The organism is Ruegeria sp. AA3, from assembly GCF_056542905.1.
In genome coordinates, this window is sequence record NZ_JBQGAQ010000002.1 from 273,423 (window position 1) to 295,716 (window position 22,294).

A 22,294-nucleotide genomic window follows, 5' to 3' on the forward strand; every position below is an offset into this window, starting at 1 on the left:
ATTGACAATTGTTTGAAAGGGATGCTCATCGCCAGGCAACGTCGCCTAGAAAGATGTACCCTGCCCCGTAGATAGTTTTGATCAGGCGCGGATTTTTGGGGTCCTCTCCCAATTTTGTCCGCAACCGTGAGATACGTACATCCATCGCCCTATCAAAGCTGTCGCCAGCGCCACCACCTAAAATCTCTTGCATACGGGCCCGATTGATAAGGCGTTTGGGACTTTCGAGGAAGAGGCGCAGAACCTCACCTTCGGCGTGGCTGAATGGTGTTTCCGCACCATTTTCATCAATCAGAACATATCGGTCAAAATGCGCGGTCCATCCGTTGAATTCGGCGGCATCTGAGTTTTGCACAGCAGGACCAGTAGACCGCAAGCGGGCGCGAACACGCGCGATGACCTCTGCGGGGTCGAAAGGTTTGGTTATGTAGTCGTCCGCCCCAAGTTCGAGCCCTGTCACTCGATCCTGCACCTGTGCCCGGCCCGAGATGATAATGACAGCGGCACCCTGCTCGAGCGCAAGGCGATGTACCAGTGCCAGTCCATCAGTATCAGGTAGCGACAAATCCACAAGGCAGACATCTGGCGTGACCCGCTTCAACGACGCTTCGAATTCACGCGCGCGCGCAAAGCTTTGGGTTCGAAAACCCGCATCTTCGAGAGCGCCTGTCAAAATGTGCCGTATTTCAGGTTCATCATCAAGAATGGTCACCAATGGTTGTGTCATCTACGCGGCCTCGGTACGGATCAGAGCGGAAAGCTGCTCTGGTGTGAAAGGTTTGCTCAGGACAGGCGCGCGTTTAAGCGCTTGATGATGCAACGGATCGGAAATCGGTAGGGATGTCATCAGGATGCAAGGCAAAACACCACTCAGATGGTCGACGATATCGATACCGGTGCCTTCACCCTCAAGCCGGATGTCTGATAGCACCAGCGTGATATCTTCAACATCGGACGTCAAAGTAAGTGCTTCTTCAACCGAGCTCGCTTCGATGACGGAACAGCCCAATCCAATCAGAATTTCCCGAAATTGGCTGCGTAATTCATCGTTGTCCTCAACCAAAAGTACAAGACCCGCCTGAGAGGGCGGCGCTGGTCGGAAAGGCAGGCGAATTACAACCGATGCACCAGAAGGCGTGTTCCGCAAATTCATATCGCCCCCGGCGAGCTTTACGGTGTCATAAACCATCGGAAGCCCCAGCCCCGATCCACCGCTGCCTTTGGTGGTAAAGAACGGATTTAATGCTTGCTCCAGCGCTTCCGGAGTAAAGCCTGACCCCGTGTCTGAGACCGTAATTTCGATCCAAATTGTTCCGATCGCATGCACGCTGATGGTAATTTGACCGGAGGTACCACAGGCGTCTCGGGCATTCAGCACGAGATTTAGCAGAGCATCCTGCACCATACCTGGATCAAGCATCAACGGCTTGTTGGGCAGAGTATTTACGACCGACAGTCCCATTCCGCGCGGTAAGGAAGGTGTGGCCAGAATGCGCAAGTCCTCGAGTAGCCCGCGCATATCCGTAGCCTGTGGTTGGGGTGTGCGATTGCCAGTCATGTCTGCGATGCGGTTCAACAATTGCCCGCCTCGCCGTGCGGTCTGCTGCGTGGCTGATACAAGCTGATCTGCCTCGACAGGCAAATCCATCTTCTCAAGTCGTGCCTGCATTCCCAATATGATAGTCAACAAATTCGAAAAGTCATGGGCGAGCCCACTGGTCATTTGCGCCGCCATCGCTCTGCGTCGTGTTTGCTGAAGAGCGACCCGAGCTTGTGTCTCTTCGGTAATATCCACGGACATGACGTAAACGCCGCCAGCTTTGTCTGGCGTGAAGGACACGCGAATGCGGCGCGAATCCTGATCCTCTGTAAACTCAAAAACCGAAGTTTGGCCGCCATACGCCTGTTCCAGATTCGGTTTTATCCGATCATAGGCCGATTGCCCCAAGGCCTTTGATATGTGAAGGCCCAGAATGTCAGACGGGCGGCCAGGCATAACCGAACTGAGGCGGCGGTTTGAGTAATCGTATCGTCCATCAGTATCCAGATGCGCGATATGAGCCGGCATCATCTCGGTTGTCATCCGCGTGCGCGCCTCGATCTCGGTCAACTGGCGCTTAGCCTCTTCAAGCGCCGTAATCGTTGCAGCCAGTTTCCGGTTTGTTGCCGAAAGCTCTTCGGCGTGTCCTAAAAGTTGGTCGGACAGTTCTTCTGAGCGGGTTCGCAGCAATTCTTCGACCTGCTTGGTGCGCGTAATGTCTGTGTAAACAGCCACCCAACCACCATTCGGCAAGGGCGCACCTTCGACCGAGATCACCTGGCCATTAGGTCGAGTACGCTCCATGTAGTGTGGCTCGAACGCCAACGCCTGAGCAACACGGGTCTCAACCATTTCGGCGACATCACCGTCCGGGCCGTACTCGCCACGGCTGGCGAGAAAGTGAATGGTGTCGTGGAACAATGCACCTGGTTCGACAAGCTCATCCGGCAATCCGAACATTTCCTGAAATCTCAAATTGCTGACTACAAGGCGCAACTGACTGTCATAGATCGACAGCGCTTGCCCGATGAGGTTCAGGCCAGCTGTTGTCATCGCCTTAATGCGTTGTTCAGATATCTCCAAATTCATCCTCCCCTGCGCCTATGGGTAACACCAGTTCAGGCACAGGTGTAGGGAATTTGATCTAGCCATGCAGCGGCAAATTGTTCGCGGCGCGGTAGGCCTGCACGTAGCCCCGCGCAACCGATCGAACAGCTGTTCCGATCTGCGAATAGGCTTCATCCGGCAGGTTGGCGAAGGAAACGCGGGCCGACCATCCGGGTGCATCAAATCCGCTGCCGTTTAGCAAAACGATGCCATAGTCTTCGGCCAGCTTGAACGCGATATCCAACGGGTGAACATTCTGTTTAATCCATGCCACGACATCTTCGCCGACATATTTTCGCAGCCAGTATTCAAAATCGATGATGCCGTAATATGCGTCGTAGTGCGCACCTGCCTGCACCTCGATCCCCATCGCTTCGGTCAGGAGTTTAAAACGGCGATGAACCAGTTCCATGCAGGCGGTCTGATAGATTTTCTTGCTATCGACCAATTCGCACAGCGAAAACAGAGTCATCATAACCTGCTGCGGCAGTGACAGACCCGCCGTGTGGTTTAGAGCGACATCGCGACTATCGGCCACTAACCGGTCAATAAAGCGGATATCCCGTGGCGTCAGGCTGAGTGTGCCATAGCGCTTGTCCAAGGCCTGTTTGATCTCGTCCGGATGATCCGCCAGTTTCAGATCGAAGATATTGTCTTGCGCTACGGCAATCACTCCAAGCCGCCAGCCGGTGCAGCCAAAATACTTCGAATAGGAATATACTCCGATCGTATTGCGCGGCAGATGGCCCATGACCGAGGTAAAATCATGCACAAAGGTGCCGTAGACATCATCTGTCAGCACGATCAAGTCAGGACGGTGATTTTCCACTAAATCCGACAACTTGCGCAACGAAGCGGTGCTGAGCGCAACTGAAGACGGATTACCGGGATTGACCAGAAAGAACGCCTTTACTTTGGGATCTTTCAACTTTTCCACAGCGTCGTTGGTCAGTTGGAACCCGTCTTCCTCGTCGGTCTCGACTTGGACAGATTCAAGGCTGTAGTCCTCCAGCTCGGGCATTTCCAGATAGGGGGTGAATATCGGCGTACATAGTGCAATCGTGTCGCCCGGGTTCAGCAGCCGATTGGCTTTCAGCGACTTGAAGATGTAACACATCGCCGCCGTGCCGCCTTCGACTGCGAACAGATTGAACTGAGCGTCAGGCCGGTGACCTCGACACATGGACCACATCAGGTATTCATGGGCGATCGCAGCATTGTGTTTCAGGATGCGGTCGGGGACCGGATAGTTGTCACCGATGATCGAATCCGTCAGCTCATGCACAAACTCATCGGCGTCGAAATCAAATGCAGAAATGGCATGCGCCACGACCTCAAGCAGCGTGTCGACGCCCGGTGTTTCAGAATGATCAGACGCCCAACTCTGTAGCCGTTCATGGCAGCCTTTCTGCGCAGGCATTCCGCCTAAACCAGCAGGATGGTCCATCACGCGTTTGGATTCAGTTATTGCAAATTGACCAAGGGCAAAGAACGCTTCGCGTGGGCGGGTGGCGACCCAGTTGGGATTGCCTCGTCCTGCATTCAGAAAGGCGCTGTTGGCCTTGTGCGCCTCAGCCGATGCCAGTTTGATCAGCTCATCTTTGATCTGAAACGGGCTGAGTGCTTCGTAGTCGTGCAGCGTTACTCTATCCATACCGTGAACCTCTCCAAATCAACTTAAGATCAAAACGACGACCATACCGAAGATGGTCAGCAATGTGTTCCCGATCGCATACGGCATTCCGTAACCCAGCGCCGGGATGCGACTTTGCGCGGCTTCTTGGATCATACCCAATGCAGCTGTGGTGGTCCGAGCGCCGGCGCAGGCGCCGAACAAGATCGCAGGGTGAAACTTGAACACGTAATGTCCGACATAGACCGCAAAAATCATCGGCAGCGAAGTTGCGACGATCCCCCACAGCAACAGCGCAATACCAGCCTGTTGCAGCCCCGCGACAAATCCCGGCCCTGCGGTGATCCCGATCACCGCGATAAAGACGTTCAGACCCAGCGTGTTCATCAACCAGAGCGCCGGGCCAGGTATTCGGCCAAATGTCGGATGAACAGTACGCAGCCAGCCCAGCACCAGCCCGGCCAGAAGTGCACCTCCGGTTGTGGAAAGGCTGATTGGGAAACCACCCATCATGACAGACAGAGTTCCGATGATCCCACCGATGAAAATCCCCCAGCCCACGAAGGCCAGATCCGTGGTGTCTACCGGGCGGTCTGCATAGCCGATCTGGGCAACTGCGGCCTCAACGTGCCGCTTGCTGCCCTGAATTGTGACGATGTCACCTCGATGCACAACGGTGCCTGGCAGCAGCGGCAAATCCTGCATGTTGCGCATCAGTTTCGAGACATAAATGCCCCGCGCAATCGACAATTTGCTTAGTTCTTCAAGCGTCTTGTTATGCACCTCTTTGCTGGTGATCAGCACATCCAGCTTTTCCGATGGAATACTCAGTAGATCAGGCGCATCAGCTTCTGTGAGGTTGGTCTCAAGCAACCCCACCAGATCAGCGCGGCGGCCTGAGAACATCACGATATCTCCGGCTTGCAATGCGGTGTTATCGTCTACCTCAATGATCTTCCCGTCGCGTCTAAGGCGTTCGGCATAGATGCGGATACCGGGCATCAGGTTTTTGACCGGTTGCCCCAGCAGATCGCTACCTTCTGGGATCTCGAAGGCCCGCGCCTCGATCGCGCGATAAGCTGAGACGATGCCATCACCGGTTTCCACCGATGTCGTGCCACCCAGCTTGGCCTCATACTCCTTGCAGGCCGCGACCAGATCGACGCCGATCAGGCGCGGGCCGATCTTGGCCAGAATGATGGCCGACCCGATAGTGCCGTAGATGTAGGTCACCGCATAGGCGATCGGAATCTGGTTAGCATAGGTCTTGGCCTGTTCCGCAGACAGGCCCAGCTGACCGATCTGGTCAGTGGCAACTCCAATAGCCGCCGAAATCGTCTGCGATCCGGCATAAAGCCCCGCTGCATAGCCAAGCTCTAGCCCCGCCACCTTGGCTGCGATGATGGGAATAACAAGGCAAAGCGCGAGCACGCTGAGCGCAAAGAGCACCTCACGCGCGCCGTCTGCCTTCAAACCGCGAATGAACTGCGGTCCGACACCGTAGCCCACGGCAAATATAAACATAATGAAGAATGTCGATTTAACGGCCGAGTCGATGTCAATCTGGGCTTGACCAATCACCACAGCCGCCAGCAACGTTGCGGTGACTGTGCCCAGGCTGAATCCCATCACCTTCCACGGGCCGACTAAGAAACCGATACCGATCGACAAAAATACCGCCAGCTCAGGATAATTCTGTAGAATATTCACCAACCAATTGACCATCATCCACCTCTCAGTTCGTGCGCAAAAGGCATGTGGTGCAAGCGGCGGTGGCGAGGCAGAAATGCGCCCTACAAGCTAATCTATTTGCCGACCAAGCTGCCCATTCGACAAACTCAACCACAATTTGAAATTTCCAGCACACGATACCTCAAGAAGGATACTTGTCCATAATTATCTGAATATTAACCTGTTTTGCTCCCGCACGCCTATCAATACCTTTCGAGGTTTGCCCGGCAGATTCTTGGTATTCAAATGACAGGTTTCGACCAGTTGCACTGTTTCTTTAGCAATCTTCGCCCCGAATTTCACTGTCGCACACTCGCCATGCGTGAGGGTAAAATCTTAGCTTATTTGAACAAATCCATTGCAGGCCCCAAGTGTTTGCCATCACATACGGCTATGACACGGCCGACGATAAATTCTGAGACGAGCGCAACCGGCGTTTACATACGGATATCGGGGGACTTGCGCACGCAATTGTTGGATCGTGTTGAAGGGGATTTTGCGGCGCTTACGCCCAACGGGCAAGATGCTACGATAGACATGTCACAAGTCGAGTCTTTGGATACCGGAGGGGCATGGCTTGTTGCCAACCTCGTACGACGGATGAGTTCCAATGGGACCCAGGTTCGGCTTGAAGGGGTGTCCCCAGCGCATTCTTCGTTGATCGAGACGGTATCGCACAACATACCCGATGCGGCCGGAGAGGAGCTGCCGCCGCAGGGTTTTGTGAACTGGGTTGCTCGGGTCGGTCAAAAGACTTTTGGTGCCTGGCAAGACACGTTGTCGATCGTCGGCTTCCTGGGCCTTACCCTGCATCGCTTGGTTCGAACTTTGATCATGCCCTGGCGGTTGCGGCGTGCTGCATTGTTCTCGCAGATGGAGCAGGTCGGCTTCAAAGCTCTGCCGATCGTTTCCTTGATGGGCTTTTTGATTGGGGTTGTCTTAGCGTTCCAGGGCGCGACTCAGTTAAAACAGTTTGGGGCCGAGATCTTTGTAGTGGAGCTGATCTCAATCTCTATCCTGCGAGAGCTGGGTATCCTGCTAACCGCTATTATAGTCGCAGGCCGTTCTGGATCGGCCTTTACCGCCTCAATCGGCTCCATGAAGGTGCAGGAAGAAATTGATGCGATGCGGACACTCGGCCTTGACCCGATCGAAGTTCTCGTCATCCCGCGTGTCGTAGCCTTGCTTATCATGCTGCCAATCCTGGGATTTGTGGCCGACATGGCAGGTTTAATCGGTGGCGCTTTGATGAGTTGGATCGACCTTGGAGTGAGCCCCGGCATGTTCCTGACCCGGTTGAAGGAAAATACTGGGGTGGCACAACTTGCCGTTGGAATGATCAAAGCTCCTTTCTTCGCGTTGGTGATCGGAGTTATTGCCTGCTGGCAAGCCATGCAGGTCAAAGGCTCATCGGAAAGTGTTGGTCAGCGGACGACAGCCTCGGTCGTGCAATCGATCTTCATGGTAATTGCGATAGACGCGCTGTTCTCGATCTTTTTCTCAGAAATGGGGATATGAGATGGATGGGGCCGCGCTGCAAAACAAAACCCAATCCGATACGAAACGTGAAGCCGTTATTCGTGTGCGCCATCTGACCAATCAGTTTGGAGATCAAGTGGTCCATGACAATCTTGATCTGGATGTCTGGCGTGGTGAAGTTCTGGGTGTTGTCGGTGGCTCGGGCACCGGTAAGTCGGTGCTATTGCGCACGATCGTTGGGTTGAACAAGCCTAAGTCGGGCAGCATCGAAGTTCTGGGTGTTGATGTCCTGAACGGCCCCGAAGAAGAGCGTCAGCGCATCGAAAAAAGCTGGGGTGTCGCCTTTCAGGACGGAGCGCTGTTTTCCTCGCTGACCGTGCTGCAAAACGTGATGGCGCCTCTGCGTGAACATACCGGCATAAGTGAAAAACTGATGGCCGCGCTTGGGGGGCTTAAGATCAGTCTGGTCGGACTACCTCAGCTAAGTTGCAGCAAGTTCCCCTCGGAACTGTCCGGGGGTATGCGAAAACGCGCCGCGTTGGCCCGCGCCCTGTCGTTGGATCCCGAAATCGTGTTTCTGGACGAACCAACCGCTGGGTTGGACCCGATCGGGGCTGCCGCTTATGATGAATTGATTGGTGAACTTCAGCACGCGCTAGGTCTGACTGTGTTTATGGTGACGCATGATCTGGACAGTTTATACGCCATTTGTGACCGCATCGCTGTACTTGCGGAAAAGCGTGTGCTGGTTGAAGGTCCGATAGAAGAGATGACCAAGGTCGACCATCCTTGGGTTCAGGAATATTTCACAGGCCCCCGCGCCCGTGCGGCACAACAGAAGGGGCAGGACAGGTAGAGGCGATGGAGACCCGAGCGAATTATATCCTGATTGGTGCGTTCACCTTGGCAGGCATTCTTGGTGCCTTCGGGTTCTTCCTATGGCTCGCCAAATTCGAAGTAACCCGTCAATACGCTTACTATGATGTTTTGTTCGACAATGTTTCGGGCCTGTCTGCCGCCGGTGGCGTGAACTATAACGGCTTGCCGGTGGGACAGGTAATTTCCCTGGATCTGGACAAAGATGACCCCTCGAAAGTAAGGGTTCGACTTGAGATTGATGCAGGCATCCCCGTCACCAAGGAAACCATCGCGCAATTGCAGTCTCTGGGCGTCACCGGCGTGGCATATGTTGAGTTGTCCGGTGGATCACCAACCGCACAGAAATTGCCCCAGAACAGCGTCATCACAAGCAAGCGCAGCTCGATCCAGTCCTTACTCGAAGGCGCACCCGAGGTTCTGGAAAAGGCGGTCACCCTGCTGGAGAACCTCAATTCCGTTGTAGATGAGAGCAATCGCAAGGCGGTGTCGGATATCCTGAACAATCTGGCGGAAGCGTCGGGCAAACTGGATAAAACACTGACGGATTTCCAGTCGCTTTCGTCCGATCTGGGCGGTGCCGCCAAAGATGTTGGCGAATTCACCAAGAGATTGGATACGTTGGCGAACACGGCCGAAACAACGTTGAGCACAGGAACCGATACGCTCAAGAGCATCAAAGAGACGTCAGAAATTGCCAAAACAACTCTTGAGACTGCAAACACCGCCATTGCCAGCGCTGAAAACGTAATTCAGGAGGAGATTCGACCCTTTATCGAGCGGGGTTCAATCCTTGCCGAAAGGCTGACCCAACTGTCAGATGAGGGCAGCCTGACACTTGGCGTGATAAGTGAAACTGTTCTGAACGCAAACACGACCCTTGAATCGGTTACATCCACGATGAACTCGGCCAAAGGGGCGCTAGACTCGGCCGAGCGAGCATTCGACTCGGCCAATCGCGTGATGGACGAGGATATCTCTCCGGTCGCAGCCGATGTAAGTAAGGCCGCCAATCAAGTCGCGGAAACCGTTTCGAACATAACCGAAAAAATCGACGAAATATCAGACGACGTCCTGAGCGCTTCTAAATCGGCGTCAGATCTGTTGGGTACGATCGATGGCGTCGTTCAGGATAACCGCCGTCAGGTCTCGGATTTCTTGCGTGTTGGCTTGCCTCAGTTTATCCGCTTCATCGAGGAATCGCAGCGTCTTGTGATTAGTCTCGACCGACTGGTCGACAAGGTCGAACGCGACCCCGCCCGCTTTTTGTTAGGCACCCAAGCATCGGAGTTTCGTCAATGATACGGCCCTTAACACTGTCTCTGATACTGGCCGCAATGACGGGTTGCACTGGCCTGGGAACGCTGCGGCAAGCCTCAAAGCCCAACGATCTCTATTTGCTAACCCCAAAGAGCACGTTCTCGTCTTCGCTGCCACGCATACAGAAACAGATCGTTGTTGAGGAACCCACAGCGACGGCAGCGGTAAACACCGATCAGATCGCCGTTCAGCCAACCTTGCTGCAAGTTCAATACCTACCTCGTGCCCGTTGGGTGGATCGCGCGCCATTGATCGTTCAGGCGCTGATGGTCGAAAGCTATGAAAACTCCGGCAAGGTTGCGGCCGTGGGGCGATCGACGGTTGGCCTGCGGGCTGATTATGTGATTGCACCCGATTTGCGCGAGTTTCAGGGCATAGTCGTCAGCGAAACGGGAGACTCAAAAACGGTGCGCGTGGAAGTGCGCATCAACATTAAGATCATCGATGAGTACGAGGACAAGATTATCGCCTCCAGCTCGTTCACAGAAAACGTAATGGCCACAACTGATCAGACCCCTGATCTAGTCGAAGCGTTTGATGTGGCCTTGGGCCGGACCATGCGGGATGCGGTCGAATGGAGTATCCGCAAAATTAACACTCACGTGCTGAACAACCCACGTTCAAGCCCAAGCTAGGGGTTGTCAGAACTGGTTGGCCGAAGCTGCCTGCCAGTCCGCAGCATATTCCTGCGGCACGGTTTTGCCCAGCAAAGCGTCTTCTTCCAGGAAGCTGTAAAGCTCAGCGTAAGATCGTTCTCCCTCATCTGCCATGCGACGGAGGATATCGCTGGGTCGCAATTCAGAAACCTTGGCTTTGCCCATAGCACCCAAGATCTCGCGGAAGCTTTCCAATGTCGCGTCATGGAACCGGTGCACACGCTGACGTTTCTGCGGCACGTTTACCGCTCGGCCCCGGATCGGATCCTGCGTCGCCACGCCCGAAGGGCACCGATTGGTATTGCAGTGCAGTGCTTGAATGCACCCAACGGCAAACATCATCGCCCGCGCCGCGTTGCACATATCAGCACCCAAGGCCATTTTCTCGACCATGTCGAAACCCGTCGCAACCTTGCCCGAGCAAATCACGCGCACCTTGTCGCGCACTCCAATCCCACGCAGGCAATTGTTTACAAAGATCAACCCTTCGTTCAGGGGCACCCCCAGACGGTTGGTAAATTCAACCGGCGCCGCGCCGGTCCCTCCTTCGGCACCATCAACGGTGATAAAATCGGGCAGTATGCCGGTTTCCAACATGGCTTTACAGATCGCCATGAATTCCGAAGGTTGGCCGATGCACAGTTTGAAGCCAATCGGCTTACCGCCAGACATTTCCCGCAGATGCTGAACAAATTGCATCAACCCTGTCGGCCCATCGAACGCCGAGTGTATAGGGGGTGAAATTACATCCTGATGCACAGGGACGCCTCGGATTTCCGCGATTTCCTCGTCCACCTTTGCGGCCGGCAATACCCCTCCATGAGACGGTTTTGCCCCTTGTGAAAGCTTAATCTCGATTGCCTTCACCACATCCAATTTGGCTTTTTCGGCGAATTTGTCCTTGTCGAACCCCCCATCGGCGGTACGACATCCAAAATACCCTGTTCCGATTTGCCAGATGATGTCGCCACCCTCAGCCAGATGGTGCGGGGATAGCCCTCCTTCGCCGGTATTATGTGCAAACCCGCCATCCTTAGCACCACCGTTCAGTGCCCGGATCGCATTTGCACTGAGTGCACCAAAGCTCATCGCTGAAACATTCAGGCGCGAAGCGTTATAGGGTTTGTCGCACTGAGGCCCGCCAAGCATAATCCGTTCCTCACTTTCATCGACATGTTTTGGCGAAAGTGAATGATTTGAACGATGATAACCGACACTCAGTATGTCGTACTGAGTCCCGAATGCCTGTGTATCCACCTGCCCTTTGGCGCGGGAATAGACCAGACTGCGGATAATCCGATTGAATGGTCGGCCACTTTCGTTGGTTTCCACAAAATACTGCCGGATTTCGGGGCTGACAAATTCCAGCATATAGCGGAAGTGGCCGAGAACAGGATAGTTATTCAATACGTTATGCTTGGTCGTCAGCATATCGTACATTCCTACAATCGCGTACGGGATCAGAATGACCAACAGCCAATTCGCAGGGGACCAGAAATACCCCAACAATAGGGTAAGTGGCAGGACCACAAAGCTGAGCACATAATATAGTCTGCGAACAATCATCCCTGACCTCCCTGGGTGGCGTAAAGAGCTGTGTATCCTCGGCTGGATCGTGGGCCCGAAGCCCGGCAGATGTTCTCAAACGTGAACCAGATTCAACTGAATTTGCAAGACCTTGCTAATCGGTCGTTAGTAACGGTTGAGTTAGCAAGGGCAGTTGATCGGTCCATTCGCAATCTATATGCGGGATAAGACACAGGTAAGAGCGGGATCAATCTAAGTGTCACAAACTGCACCTGCCCTCAGGCGTAGTGCCCAGATGTACGCAGCCGTCTTTGTTGGTGGCGCTGCGGGTTCGCTGCTGCGCGAACTGTTCACGGTGCCGATACCCGGTGCTCCATTCCTGACAGAGACGTTCGGTATTAACATTGTGGCCTGCTTCATCCTTGGCTGGCTCTATTCTATCCGCCACAAAGTTCATGCACATGTGCTGCACTTGGGTGCTGTTGGGTTTTGCGGCGGCCTTTCTACTTTTTCGTCATTTGTGGCCGAGTTGGAGCGTTTGGCCGAAACCACCGGTTGGTACGTCATCACCGCCTTCGGGGCAGAAATTGCAATTGGCTTAACCGCAGCGGCTTTGGGTGAAGCGTTGGGTCGAAAGTACTTGCCTTGGAGGCATCCAGAATGAACGACCTGTATCTGCACGTCATGTTTGCGCTGGGAGGAGGAGCAGGTGCCGTACTGCGCCACTGGTTGACGCTTCAGGTGACCCACGATCTGCCTTACGCTACACTGATTGTGAATGTGGCAGGCAGCCTGTTGCTTGGTCTCTGGGTTGGTTATCTCGGCGGGGAAATCGAAATGAGCGAGCAACAGAACCGATTGGTATTCGGCTTTTGCGGTGGCTTCACAACGTTTTCCAGCTTTGCTTATCAGTCACTGCAGTTGAACCGTGAAAGAACCATCGCGTTCGCAGCTGGCAACATTATTCTCAGTCTGGTTTTATGCTGGATCGCGCTTTGGTTAGGATTGGTCCTGATGGCCTGACCAATCGAGTTACCGGTTATGGAACCAACGATAGTGGTGAGAAGAACCACTCCTGATGCGGCTACAAGCGGGTCAGGGCTTAGCGGTTCACATCATCTGCATGTGCATCCGGATGGCCAAATTACCTAGAATCCAGACCGTCCCGCCGATGATAATCAATAAGACCAGCGTTGAGAAAAGGATCAGGTCCAGATCCTCTCGGCTGCTGCGCCGCCTGTCGATATGAAGAAAGTACACCAACTGCACAACCAACTGTGCCAAGCCCAGTAGGCCGATGCTAAGATAGACCCCTTTGGTTTCAATCCCGTATCGGTGAGCGATTAAGAAGACCGCCAGCGTCAGCAGAAGAGACCCACCATATCCGATAACATATCGGCGACGCTCTCGCTTGTGCAGGTCAGCGCGTCTATCCATAGGTCAGCCCTCCGAAATACACAATTGTGATGATGCCGACCCAGATCAGATCAAGGAAGTGCCAGAACAATGCCAGTCGCACCATACGGGACATCAACAAGTCAGTTAGTCCGAACATTCTTAGCTGAATGCCCAAGACGATCAGCCACAGACACCCCGACGCGACATGCAGACCGTGCAGTGGCACAAGGCCATAGAAAGCCGACAAAAATCCGCTGCGCTGAGGGATACCGCCCTGGGCTGCCATGCTCAGAAAATCGCGGATCTCCAGAACCAGAAAGCTAAGCCCCAGCACCAGTGTTACCCCAAACCACAGAACGATCCGCGCTCGCGGCAAGTTATATTTCAACGCCAGCATTGCCAGCCCCACGGTCAGACTGCTGGTCAACAATATCAGGGTTTGAGCAAAGATGCTTTTCAGATCAAACAACTCATGTGGTCCGGGCCCACCCGCCTGTGCATCAATCATCGTGATGTAGATCGCGAACATCAGGCCGAAATAGACCAGATCGCTCATAAGAAAGACCCAGAAGCCAAAAGTGACAACCTCGGTGGCTTTGTGGGCGCTCGCATGGCCTTCGCCAAGGTTGATGCCCGGATAGCTTTGCGTGGGTGCGCGCCTCATGTCACGGCCTCCATATCCGGGCGTGCGAGACCGCGATTTTCTGGGGCAATTTCATAATCGCGATCCACTGCTGCAGTGCTATGGACAAGGTCCAGCCAAGCTTCATGGTCTTTGCGGACCTCTTCGGCAGGAATGATGATTTCGGTGCTGGTATCAAAGCTCCAGATGATAATTGCCAGGATGATAGCAATAGTCATCAGGAGCGCCAGCCACCAAATCCACCAGACCAGTGCGAACATCCAGACACCGCTGAGCACGCAGAGGATGAACCCGATGCCGGTATTGCGCGGCATCTCGATATCTTCATAGGCCTCAGGTTTGGGATAGGCTGCAGCACGCTCTTTAGCGGCGGCAAAGTTGTCGCGGTCGGTGACCTGTGGGACGATGGCAAAGTTGTAAGGCGGTGGTGGAGACGGGATCGACCATTCCAGTGTACGCCCATCCCACGGATCACCTATCGGAGCACGGGTTTGTTCACGATTGCGGATACTGACCCAAAGTTGAATGAGGATCGAGAACAACCCGCAGGTGATGACCAATGCACCAACTACGGCAATGATCATGTAGGGGTGAAAGCTCGGGTCCTCCCAACTGTAGGACCTGCGCGGCATTCCCATCAAACCAACAAAGTAAAGCGGCATAAAAGTCAGCAAGAAACCCACGGTCCAGCAGACGACCGAGACGCGTCCCCAGAATTCGTTGAGACGAAAACCGAAGGCTTTCGGGAACCAATAATTATAGCCCGCGAGCAGCGCAAACAGTACTCCGGGCAAAAGGACGTTGTGGAAATGCGCCACAAGGAACAACGTGTTGTGGACCTGATAGTCAATCGTCGGATTGGCCAGGATTACCCCGCTAAGGCCACCAATCACGAACAGCATCAAAAAGGCTAGACCATAGAGCATCGGAACGGAAAACCGTATCCGCCCGCGATAGAGCGTGGCCATCCAGTCATAGACTTTCACGCCGGTTGGGATCGCGATCAGCATCGTCGCAATGCCGAATACCGCGTTGATCAGCGCGCTTTGGCCCATGGTGAAGAAATGATGCAGCCATACTGTGAAAGACAATACTGCAATCGACATCGTGGCAATGACCAGCGAGTTGTAGCCATAGAGACGCTTGGCCGAAAAAGTGGCAAAGACTTCGGAATAGATACCATATGCTGGCAAGACCAGCAGATAGACCTCTGGGTGACCGAACAGCCAGAACAGGTTGGCATAGTTCATCATGTTTCCACCAAGATCATTGGTGAAGAAATGGAAATCCAGATACCGATCAGCGGCCAGCAACAGCGCCGCCACGCCAAGGGGCGGCATGGCAAAGACGATCAGGATTGAGCTACAGATGATCGTCCAGCAATACATCGGCAGCCGCATGAATTTCATCCCAGGCGCACGCAGCTTGTAAATTGTAACGGCAAAATTGATACCAGTGAGAGTGGTGCCTACGCCCGAGACAACAATGGCCCAAATCCAATAATCCGGCCCGACGCCGGGATTGAACGCGGCGCCTGTGTAAGGCGGATATGCGGTCCAACCTCCGGTCGAAAACTCGCCAACCACCAGCGAGACCATCAACATCATGCCGGACGATACCGTCAGGCCAAGGCTGATTTGGTTCATAACCGGAAATGCAACGTCCCGCGCGCCGATCATCAACGGAACCAGATAGTTTGCCACTCCAAAGACAAAGGGGACGGCAACGAAGAAGATCATGATGGTGCCGTGGGTGCTGAATAGCTCGGCGAAATGTTCGGGCTTCAGAAATCCATCGCCCGGACCTGCCGCCTGTTGGGCCCGCATCACAACACCTTCCAACACGCCCCTTGCCAGCATGACGATGGCAAAGACGATATACATGATGCCGATTTTCTTGTGATCAGCGCTGGTCAACCAATCCCGCCAGAGAGGGCTCCAAAGGCGAAACCACGTTAGCAGGAACAGCACCGTCAAAGCGCCCACTATCACTATTCCGGCCGCAGCGTTGGCGATGATTTCATTGGCATCGGGCGCCCGGATGAGCCCGGTGATCGGCAACGCATCCCAACTCAGGCGACCCAAAATGCCAGTCTCGACTGAAGTCATTGTTTTGCCTCCGACCCGTACGCAGTGGTGCCGGGTTGCTGGCCAAGGGCAAGAGGCTCCCCGCTGTGATAACGATGCAGGATCGAGCGGAACAAATCACCTTCTTGCAGTGTAAAATAAAGCGCGTTCAGCGGCATGAGTTCGGTTCCTAACGCCGCCTGAACTTCGTCCCGATCCGTGCGCATGGCCAGTGTCTGATACGTGTCTTTTGTCAACGGAATACCATGCGCCCGGACGCTGGCGACCCAGTCCTCGAAATCAACGGGTTGCATGGCCTGCGTTAGAAACTTCTGCTTGGTGAACCCGCGACCATTATACTGCGTGTTCTCACCCTGCATCGTATTGGGCGTGTCGGCCACCACATGCAGTTGCGTTGTCATGCCAGGCATGGCGTAGATTTGCCCAGCCAATGCAGGGATCATAAACGATTGCATCACTGTGTCGGTCGTCAGCGTAATCGCGACCTGCTTTTTGATGGGGATGCCAAACTCTCCGACTGTAGCGATTCCAAGATCGGGATAGATGAACAACCATTTCCAATCGAGGCCAACCACCTGCACCTGCAAGGCAGGCTCCTCCCCGAATGGGGCGGCATAGGGATCGAGACGGTATGTGGTTTTCCAAAGGTAGAACGACAGGATCGCCACAATCAGCACCGGTACACCCCACATCAATACCTCAAGCTTTGCCGAGAAATCCCAATGCGGTTTGTAATATGCGTTTCCACCATTGCGTCGGCGATACCTATAAGCGACCAGCGGCACCAAGACCAAAACCGGGATCACCGCAATTAGGATCAGAGCGGTCGCTCGCAGAAGATGCTTTTTTTGGATCTCGGCGATTGGCCCCTGTGGGTCGATGAAACTATCACTAGCCCCAACTGCCTGCACTGTCAGCAACAGCGCAACTAGCGTCACCAGAGCGGACACTGCGATCGAAGACATCCGGGAAAAGGTCACGCCTGATGATCCTCTTACGGCGGGGGTTCCCGGCAACTATCGACAGAGTCACGGATTTTCTCAAGGACTTTTGCAATTTTGCTCCTAAAGGCGCTTGTTGACACCACCTCACGGGCGCGCAAGATCGGTTCCATGCGTTTCGTTTTCACTGTTCTCTTCCTGATTGTTCTGGCAGCTCCTTTGTTGGCGCAGGATCGTGTTCTGGTTGAACGTCAGTTTCAGAGCTGGCTGCAACAAACCGTCTGGCCACAAGCAAAGGCAAAGGGTGTTTCCAAGCAAACTTTTCGGCAAGCTTTTGATGGGGTGAAACTAAATTGGGATCTGCCGGATCTGGTGCCGCCGGGCAGCCCTCAAAAAACACCAAAGGTGCAGCGTCAAGCCGAGTTTGGTTCGCCGGGTCGGTATTTTAATGCCGGATCCGTACAGGGCGCCACGTCGGTCGGCCGTAAAATGGCCAGACGTCACGCAGATACCCTGGCACACGTCGAAGCTGAAACCGGTGTGCCTGCAAGGATCATTCTGGCCATTTGGGGACGCGAGAGTGGATATGGTCAGGTACCAATCCGACACGATGCATTTCAGGTTCTGAGCACGAAAGGGTTCATGAGCACGCGCGCCGACTATTTCACCGCAGAACTGATCGCAGCACTGCAAATTGCCGAAGCGGGTCATGCGCAAGGAAGAGAACTAAAGAGCAGTTGGGCAGGAGCATTGGGTCAGCCACAATTCATGCCAACAAATTTTCTGACCTATGCGCGTGATGGCGACGGCGATGGCAGAGCGGATATCTGGGGTTCAGCCGCAGATACTATTGCGTCGATTGGAGTCTATCTTGAAGAGCACGGATGGATTGCGGATCGCGATTGGGGATTTGAGGTTAATCTGCCCAATACCGTTTCATGCGCCCTAGAGGGGCCTGATCAAGGGCGTCTTATCCGGGATTGGGCAGCAATGGGCGTCAGCCGTGTTTCCGGCAAACCTTTTCCAGCGCACGAACTGGCTGCCGAAGGTTATCTGATGATGCCCGCAGGTCGCAGCGGCCCGGCTTTCATCGTCACGCCTAATTTTTATGTCCTCAAAGACTATAATACCAGTGACCTCTACGCTTTGTTTGTGGGCCATGTCGGCGATCGCATCCAATACGGTGTTGGCGATTTTCGCGGGCGCTGGGGTGACGTCGGTAACCTCTATCGGTCGGACATCGCAACAATGCAGCAAGTGCTTGTTGAACAGGGTCATGATGTAGGCGGCATCGATGGTCTGCCTGGATATAAAACCCGGCGTTCGATCGGTCGCTGGCAAGCCGCATCAGGCCGTGCCCCGACATGTTTTCCAAATGACCATTTGAAGGCAGCGCTGAAGCCCTGAAATTTGCCCTGATTCGCCATTTGCGCGTGTTGACGAAAACCCATTCGCCCTTTGCAATTTGTATGACTTCACGAAAATGTCACCAAAGCAAAGCGTTTCAGAATAATCTTTCGATGCTCCCTTACGTTACGGTTTCAATCGATCTTTGAGCCGGCAATGCGACTTAAAACCCTTTACCTTTCTCCAAAAACCAGCAGATTTTGCAGCAGTGAAAGAGAACTTTCGCAATCGGCTTTCCGACGCTGCCTAATGGAAATGGTCTGAAATTTGGACTCTGCCGCGATCTAGATCAAGGTGAACGCACGGCAATTGTCGGAGACACACAGGTAGATGGGTATCCGCTGCAATAGCAGGATTGCCCAACGCCACATAATAATGGGAGTAATCACATGCACAAAATTGTCCGTACTTCATTGGCGGGGCTGTTGTCCTCGACCATCATAACTGGCGCAGCAATCGCCGCAGGAACCCACCCCGAAACCGGCGAAGCGCTGGCGGATGACCAGACGTTTATCTATCGCATTCTGGACGAGCACAGCTCGGTCGACCCGCAAGTGGTTGAAGATGTGTCGGGCGCCGAAATCGTGCGCGACTTGTTCGAAGGTCTCATGAACCAGGACGAAGATGGTAATCTGGTCCCCGGCGTTGCCACCGAATACTCGGTCAATGACACCAAGGATGTGTATACGTTTACCCTCCGCGATAACGCGAAATGGTCAAACGGAGATCCGGTTACCGCAGGTGACTTCGTTTTTGCATGGAAACGTGCTGTCGATCCTGAGCTGTCATCGCCCTACGCGTGGTTCATGGAACTGATGTCGATTGAAAACGCGGCTGAGATCATTGCGGGTGAAAAATCAGTGGATGATCTGGGTGTCAAAGCCATTGACGACCACACTCTAGAAGTCACACTGAGCACGCCCCTCCCCTATTTCCCTCAGATGACCACGCATTCGACAACCTTCCCTGCGCCGCAGAAAGTGATTGAAGAATTCGGCGATGCATGGACCAAGCCGGAAAACATCGTATCGAACGGCGCCTATGTCCTGACAGAGCATCTGCCACAGGAACGTTCGGTGCGTGAGCGCAACGAGATGTACTGGGACAATGACAACACCATCATCGAAAAAGTTGTGGCATTGGTCATCAATGACGAGAATGTCGCCCTGACACGCTACCTTGCGGGCGAGTTGGATCGCACCGAAGTTCCTGCTGGTCAGTTCCCGCGCCTGCAGCAGGAGCATCCGGATGAAGCCATCAGCTTCCCTCGTTTGTGCAACTATTACTATACCTTCAACGTCTCTGACAGCGGTCCCGAAGCGTTCAAGGACCCCAACGTCCGTCAGGCCCTGTCGCTGGCCGTGGATCGCGCGATCATCACTGAGAAAGTGATGGCCGGTGGTCAGCCCCAGGCTTACACGTTCGCACCCGCCGCCACTGCCAACTTTACGGTTCCGGACGTGGAGATGGCTTCGATGAGCCAGGCTGAGCGCGATGAGCTTGCAAAAGAGTTGCTGGCAGGAGCGGGCTATGGTCCGGATAATCCGCTGAGCTTCGAGATGGTTTACAACACCTCAGAAGCGCACAAGAAAGTGGCCGTGGCACTCAGCCAGATGTGGAAGCAGAAGCTGGGCGTCAATGCCGAACTGGCAAACATGGAGTGGAAAGTATTCCTGGAAGAGCGCGGTAATCAGAACTTCGAACTGGCTCGTGGCGCATGGTGTGGTGACTATAACGAAGCCTCGACCTTCCTTGATCTGCTGCAATCGGATTCCGGTTACAACGACGGTAAGTACAACAACGCACGCGTTGATGAGCTGCTGGCCGAAGCCAAAACTTCGGATGATCCGGCACCGCTTTATACCGAAGTAGAGCGGATTATTGCACAGGAAACTCCTGTAATCCCGATCTATCACTACGCAGGCGTTTACATGATGGACAGCGATGTAGGGAACTGGCCCGTCAACAACGTCGAACAAAACTGGTATTCGAAGAACCTGTACAAGGTCGCCGAATAATCGTCATAGAACCACGCCCTGTCCCGGAGGTATCCGGGGCAGGGCCAATAAACATGGGGGCATGAAATGCTTGCCTACAGTCTGCGGCGACTGCTGATCGCCATTCCGACGATCCTGTTGCTGATCGTCGCCTGTTTTTTCCTGATGCACGTAGCACCCGGCGGGCCATTTACCTCAGAACGGCCGCTGCCGCCGCAGGTTCTGGCCAATATTGAGGCGCGCTATGGGTTGGACCAACCGTTGTGGAAACAGCTCTGGGACTACCTGTACAACATCGTCGTGCATTTTGATTTCGGCCCGTCCTTCAAGTTCAAGGACAGGGACGTCAACGACATTATCGCTCAAGGGTTTCCGATTTCCCTGACCTATGGCTCGCTTTCATTTCTTGTTGCAACTGCCGTTGGTGTAAGCCTTGGGATCGCCGCCGCGATCAAACACAATAGCTGGATTGATTATTTTGCTGTTGGTCTTGGTATCGCAGCGCAAGCTCTGCCAAACTTCATCATGGGGCCGATCCTGATCCTTACCTTCACCCTGTGGCTGGGCTGGTTGCCGGGAGGCGGCTGGAACGGAGGCCAATGGCAATATCTGGTCATGCCGGTGATTGCGCTGGCAACATCCTATATGGGTTCGATTGCACGGATCACGCGTTCGTCGATGCTCGAGGTTCTGAACTCGAACTTCATCCGTACTGCGCGCGCCAAGGGCTTGCCGACCAGAACCGTAATTTGGCGTCATGCGTTGAAACCTACGTTGTTGCCGGTTGTCTCATATCTCGGGCCGGTGTTCGTCTACGTGCTTACGGGTTCAGTCTTTGTCGATATCTATTTCTCGACCGGTGGTCTGGGTCAGGCCTACGTTGGCTCTGCACTGTCTCGTGACTATGCGGTGCTCTTGGGGGTTACCATTCTCTATGGCGCATTGACCGTTGTCGTGAACCTTCTGACCGACCTGGCTTATGCCTGGTTTGATCCGAAAATTCGTTACTGAGGGGCAGGCTCATGCTAGGAAAATCTCAAAAAGCCGCCCATCTGGCCGAAGAAATCACAGATTACACGGTCATTCAGGGGCGCTCGCTCTGGCAGGACGCACGTATGCGTTTTGTCCGCAACAAGGCCGCAATGGCCAGTGTTTTTGTTTTGGGTCTGATCGTGCTGTTCACGATTATCGGACCATATTTTGCAGCCTGGTCCAACGAAGAGATCGACTGGAACGTAATGGGTGACGTACGCGGCATGGGAATGCCCTCGATCGAGACTGGTCACTATTTCGGTGTCGATGATCTGGGGCGCGACCTTTACAGCCGTGTCATTCAGGCGACCACCACATCGCTACTGGTTGGTCTGATTGGGGCTGCAACTGCGTTGATCGTTGGCACTTGCTATGGCATTGCCGCTGGTTATATCGGAGGGCGTACCGACAGCGCCATGATGCGCTTTGTCGACATACTTCTGGCGATCCCGGCAACTCTGATCATCATCCTTCTGCTGGTCGTGGCGGGGCGGTCCTTTTTCATGCTGTTCATCGCGTTGGGTGCAGTCGGTTGGTTGACCATGGCGCGGATCGTTCGGGGGCAAACCCTGACGCTGAAGAACCGCGAATTCATCGAAGCCGCTCGTGCCGCCGGTGTCAGTGAGTTTACCATCATGTATCGCCACATTCTGCCCAACCTGTTGGGCGTTGTGATCGTGTACGCCTCGCTGTTGGTCCCCGAAATGATCCTGACTGAAAGTTTCATTTCGTTTTTAGGTCTCGGGATTTCTGAACCCTACACCTCTTTGGGCCGCCTGATTGCCGAAGGTGCCGGGACTATGGGCTATGGCACTTTGTGGCAGCTTCTTTATCCCCTGACATTCTACGTCGCCATCATCATCACCATGTTTTTCATCGGTGATGGTTTGCGTGACGCGCTGGACCCGAAGGATCGCTGA

General features: G+C 54.1%; 19 protein-coding genes. 10 read left to right on the forward strand and 9 right to left on the reverse strand.

Annotated features, from left to right (window positions below):
* Positions 1-25: 25 nt before the first annotated feature.
* From ACR0JR_RS05780 to aspT, 4 genes are all read right to left on the reverse strand, one after another.
* Entirely contained in the window at positions 26-727 is a 702-nt protein-coding gene (locus ACR0JR_RS05780; protein WP_480455380.1) for a response regulator transcription factor, read from the reverse strand.
* Positions 728-2,593, reverse strand: a complete 1,866-nt coding sequence (locus ACR0JR_RS05785; RefSeq protein ID WP_480455381.1) for a PAS-domain containing protein — start codon at positions 2,591-2,593, stop codon at positions 728-730.
* Between the two features lie 91 nt (positions 2,594-2,684).
* Positions 2,685-4,301 (reverse strand): bifunctional aspartate transaminase/aspartate 4-decarboxylase, encoded by a 1,617-nt coding sequence (locus tag ACR0JR_RS05790; protein WP_480455382.1) that lies wholly within the window; start codon positions 4,299-4,301, stop codon positions 2,685-2,687.
* 18 nt (positions 4,302-4,319) lie between these two features.
* Positions 4,320-6,005, reverse strand: a complete 1,686-nt coding sequence (gene aspT, locus ACR0JR_RS05795) for an aspartate-alanine antiporter (RefSeq protein ID WP_480455383.1) — start codon at positions 6,003-6,005, stop codon at positions 4,320-4,322.
* 399 nt (positions 6,006-6,404) lie between these two features.
* On the opposite strand from aspT, the gene ACR0JR_RS05800 reads away from it, so the two are divergent.
* The 4 genes from ACR0JR_RS05800 to ACR0JR_RS05815 are packed head-to-tail and all read left to right on the forward strand — an operon-like array spanning position 6,405 to position 10,321.
* Positions 6,405-7,529 carry an ABC transporter permease gene (locus ACR0JR_RS05800; RefSeq protein WP_480455384.1) on the forward strand — a complete coding sequence of 375 codons (1,125 nt, stop codon included), beginning with the start codon at positions 6,405-6,407 and terminating at the stop codon, positions 7,527-7,529.
* Position 7,530: 1 nt separating this feature from the next.
* Positions 7,531-8,346 carry an ABC transporter ATP-binding protein gene (locus ACR0JR_RS05805; RefSeq protein WP_170475076.1) on the forward strand — a complete coding sequence of 272 codons (816 nt, stop codon included), beginning with the start codon at positions 7,531-7,533 and terminating at the stop codon, positions 8,344-8,346.
* A 5-nt stretch (positions 8,347-8,351) separates the two neighbouring features.
* A complete protein-coding gene (locus tag ACR0JR_RS05810; RefSeq protein WP_480455385.1) occupies positions 8,352-9,668 on the forward strand; it encodes an MlaD family protein in 1,317 nt (438 codons plus the stop codon).
* The gene (locus ACR0JR_RS05815) at positions 9,665-10,321 is read left to right on the forward strand and encodes an ABC-type transport auxiliary lipoprotein family protein (protein WP_480455386.1); all 657 of its coding nucleotides are present in this window, start codon (positions 9,665-9,667) and stop codon (positions 10,319-10,321) included. The genes ACR0JR_RS05810 and ACR0JR_RS05815 overlap by 4 nt, the downstream gene beginning before the upstream one ends.
* Before the next feature lie 6 nt (positions 10,322-10,327).
* Here ACR0JR_RS05815 and ACR0JR_RS05820 read toward each other — a convergent pair whose 3' ends face one another.
* Positions 10,328-11,908 (reverse strand): FMN-binding glutamate synthase family protein, encoded by a 1,581-nt coding sequence (locus tag ACR0JR_RS05820; RefSeq protein WP_480455387.1) that lies wholly within the window; start codon positions 11,906-11,908, stop codon positions 10,328-10,330.
* Positions 11,909-12,164: 256 nt separating this feature from the next.
* Here ACR0JR_RS05820 and ACR0JR_RS05825 point away from each other — a divergent pair, with 256 nt between their 5' ends.
* Together ACR0JR_RS05825 and crcB are read left to right on the forward strand one after the other, a co-directional pair.
* Positions 12,165-12,533: a fluoride efflux transporter FluC gene (locus ACR0JR_RS05825; protein ID WP_480455388.1), complete on the forward strand. Its 369-nt coding sequence runs from the start codon at positions 12,165-12,167 to the stop codon at positions 12,531-12,533.
* Positions 12,530-12,892 carry a fluoride efflux transporter CrcB gene (gene crcB / locus ACR0JR_RS05830; RefSeq protein ID WP_480455389.1) on the forward strand — a complete coding sequence of 121 codons (363 nt, stop codon included), beginning with the start codon at positions 12,530-12,532 and terminating at the stop codon, positions 12,890-12,892. Before ACR0JR_RS05825 ends, crcB begins: the two co-directional genes overlap by 4 nt.
* Before the next feature lie 87 nt (positions 12,893-12,979).
* Here crcB and ACR0JR_RS05835 read toward each other — a convergent pair whose 3' ends face one another.
* Genes ACR0JR_RS05835 through ACR0JR_RS05850 form a run of 4 tightly spaced genes read right to left on the reverse strand, consistent with a single transcriptional unit; the run spans position 12,980 to position 16,977 of the window.
* The gene (locus ACR0JR_RS05835; RefSeq protein ID WP_170475091.1) at positions 12,980-13,306 is read right to left on the reverse strand and encodes a cytochrome o ubiquinol oxidase subunit IV; all 327 of its coding nucleotides are present in this window, start codon (positions 13,304-13,306) and stop codon (positions 12,980-12,982) included.
* Positions 13,299-13,931 (reverse strand): cytochrome c oxidase subunit 3, encoded by a 633-nt coding sequence (locus ACR0JR_RS05840; protein WP_480455390.1) that lies wholly within the window; start codon positions 13,929-13,931, stop codon positions 13,299-13,301. The genes ACR0JR_RS05835 and ACR0JR_RS05840 overlap by 8 nt, the downstream gene beginning before the upstream one ends.
* Positions 13,928-16,018 (reverse strand): cbb3-type cytochrome c oxidase subunit I, encoded by a 2,091-nt coding sequence (locus ACR0JR_RS05845; protein WP_480455391.1) that lies wholly within the window; start codon positions 16,016-16,018, stop codon positions 13,928-13,930. Before ACR0JR_RS05845 ends, ACR0JR_RS05840 begins: the two co-directional genes overlap by 4 nt.
* Positions 16,015-16,977: a cytochrome ubiquinol oxidase subunit II family protein gene (locus tag ACR0JR_RS05850; RefSeq protein WP_480455392.1), complete on the reverse strand. Its 963-nt coding sequence runs from the start codon at positions 16,975-16,977 to the stop codon at positions 16,015-16,017. The genes ACR0JR_RS05845 and ACR0JR_RS05850 overlap by 4 nt, the downstream gene beginning before the upstream one ends.
* Positions 16,978-17,109: 132 nt before the next feature.
* On the opposite strand from ACR0JR_RS05850, the gene ACR0JR_RS05855 reads away from it, so the two are divergent.
* The 4 genes from ACR0JR_RS05855 to ACR0JR_RS05870 all read left to right on the forward strand — a co-directional run bounded on the left by ACR0JR_RS05855 (position 17,110) and on the right by ACR0JR_RS05870 (position 22,294).
* Complete coding sequence (locus tag ACR0JR_RS05855) at positions 17,110-18,345, forward strand: lytic murein transglycosylase (protein ID WP_480455393.1); 1,236 nt, start codon at positions 17,110-17,112, stop codon at positions 18,343-18,345.
* A gap of 389 nt (positions 18,346-18,734) precedes the next feature.
* On the forward strand, positions 18,735-20,363 hold the full coding sequence (locus ACR0JR_RS05860) for a peptide ABC transporter substrate-binding protein (RefSeq protein ID WP_010441492.1): 1,629 nt from the start codon (positions 18,735-18,737) through the stop codon (positions 20,361-20,363).
* A 66-nt stretch (positions 20,364-20,429) separates the two neighbouring features.
* Positions 20,430-21,353 carry an oligopeptide ABC transporter permease OppB gene (gene oppB, locus ACR0JR_RS05865; protein WP_010441494.1) on the forward strand — a complete coding sequence of 308 codons (924 nt, stop codon included), beginning with the start codon at positions 20,430-20,432 and terminating at the stop codon, positions 21,351-21,353.
* 11 nt (positions 21,354-21,364) lie between these two features.
* On the forward strand, positions 21,365-22,294 hold the full coding sequence (locus tag ACR0JR_RS05870; RefSeq protein ID WP_170475103.1) for an ABC transporter permease subunit: 930 nt from the start codon (positions 21,365-21,367) through the stop codon (positions 22,292-22,294).